This window comes from Asanoa sp. NPDC050611 (genome assembly GCF_040654855.1).
GTDB lineage: Bacteria > Actinomycetota > Actinomycetes > Mycobacteriales > Micromonosporaceae > Asanoa.
Genome location: NZ_JBFAIU010000658.1, coordinates 1 through 1,717, shown reverse-complemented (window position 1 = coordinate 1,717; position 1,717 = coordinate 1). Strand labels below are relative to the sequence as shown.

Here is a 1,717-nt window from a genome sequence, read left to right as displayed (position 1 = left end):
GGTCCCGTTGCGCTTGCCGCCGAAGTCCAGCGTCTTCAGCTTGTATTCGACCCGGTAGTACGCGCACCAGCCGAAAGGCTGGTGCGCACTCGTGCTCCGACCACGTCGCCGGTGTCCGGTGGGCCCGTTGCGGTGCCGACGCGGGCGCGACCGCGGCCACCGTCTGTGGACGAGCCGGGTGTTTGGCTGGTGCGAAATCGTGGGTCCGGGCGCGTTGCTGATGTCCCGTGGTCGTGGCTGCGCCGGCGGGGACCTTGCCGCGGCCACCGCCCGCGCACCATGCGGCTGGTGCGCACTCGTCGTCCGGGCACGTCGCTGCTCGCGGTCGAAACCCGCGGAGCTCGGCCCACGTCGGACCTGCGGGCGGCACGGAGCCGCGCGATGCGGATCAGCTGTCCGCGTCCCCGGCCAGGTCGCGGAGGTTCGCTGCGTCCGGGCCGGTCAGCCCCGACACCCCGGTTGCGCCATGCTGCTCGGCCTGGTCGTCGATCCACTTGGCGTGTGCCTCCCACGCCGCCTGTTTGGTTGTGCCCAGGGCTGCCCCGATCTGGGACCACGACGCGCCGGCTGCGCGGGCCGTGCGGACGCTCAGCTGTCGGCCGTACGCCGCCTTCCGGGACAGGACCTCGCTCAGCGCCAGCAGCTCCAGAGCCTCCTCACGGCCCAGTTCCGGCTCGCCCAACGCCTCCCACGTGCGTAGCTGGTCGTAGCGGGCGGCGGCCGTGGCGAGCGTGTGGTCCCGCTCCAAGGCGTCCGGCGTCGTCATGCCAACCACATTGCCGTCAAGGCAGCCTGACGTCAATGCGTGTTCGCGCTGGGCGAAGCGGCCCGGGCGTCCAGTGCGGACGCCCGGGCTCGCTCCTCGCCGACTCCGCGCGCGATCGATGTCGCGAGCGAACGGAACGCCGGGTCGGCGCCGGCATTCTGTTCGCCCGTGCAGAGTCGGGAGGTCTGGTCGAGGTGCGCGATCATCGCGGCGGCGAAGCCGCGGTCGAAGGCCTTTCCGCTGGACCGGGTCATCTCGGCCCGCTGGGCCGCGGTGGGCATCCCGGGCATGTCGTGCTGCAGGTGCGGGTTGTCGGTGGGCATCGTGATGCCGGTGGCCAGCTTGCGCAGCGAATCCAACTCCGCCTGGCGGGCTTGCCGCGCCACCGACGCGTACAACTGCACCGCCGGGTCGCCGCTGCGGCTCGGCACGAGGTCGAAGAGGGGCAGCAGTCGCTCGTTCATCGCGATCAGCAACTGCAGCCAGGCGATGTCGGTCGTGTTCGGACCGGACCCCGCGGCCGGATCACCAGCACTGACCGATGGCGAGCCGGCGGCGCCCGGAGCAGTGCGATCCGGCGCCGAGCAGCCGCCGGCCCACCCGCCCACGAGGGCGAGTGGGACGAGCGCGAGCACGGCACGGCGGCAGGTCATCGGTCAGCTCCTCGACGGGGACGGTCGTCGGTGAGAGATCTTGGGCCATCGATGAAATTCTGCGAGAGAGCGCTCTCGCCAGAGGCCAGTTTGTGCGACACTGCGATGCGTGTCAATCCCCGGAAAGCGCTCCCCAGGATATTGACGAGACCCGAATCGCGGTTCAAACTCAGAGCCGCTCGGAGAGCGCTCTCCGAGCGCCACGCCCCCGTCCCCGCGTGCACCGCGCGCGCGCCGCCAATCACAGTTATGCAGGCACCAGAGACACGAAGCACCGCCCCTCACCGCCGTACCACCG

General features: G+C 71.2%; 2 protein-coding genes. Both read right to left on the bottom strand.

Translation table 11 applies throughout. From position 1 onward, the window contains the following. Positions 1 to 388: 388 nt before the first annotated feature. The gene (locus tag AB0H87_RS41550) at positions 389 to 766 is read right to left on the bottom strand and encodes a hypothetical protein (RefSeq protein WP_360159299.1); all 378 of its coding nucleotides are present in this window, start codon (positions 764 to 766) and stop codon (positions 389 to 391) included. A 32-nt stretch (positions 767 to 798) separates the two neighbouring features. Beyond that, positions 799 to 1,419, bottom strand: a complete 621-nt coding sequence (locus AB0H87_RS41545; RefSeq protein ID WP_360159296.1) for a DUF305 domain-containing protein — start codon at positions 1,417 to 1,419, stop codon at positions 799 to 801. Between the last annotated feature and the right edge of the window lie 298 nt (positions 1,420 to 1,717).

Coding starts and splice junctions, on each gene's coding strand:
- AB0H87_RS41545 (WP_360159296.1), bottom strand. CDS start 1,419: ATGACCTGCCGCCGTGCCGTGCTCGCGCTCGTCCCACTCGCCCTCGTG.
- AB0H87_RS41550 (WP_360159299.1), bottom strand. CDS start 766: ATGACGACGCCGGACGCCTTGGAGCGGGACCACACGCTCGCCACGGCC.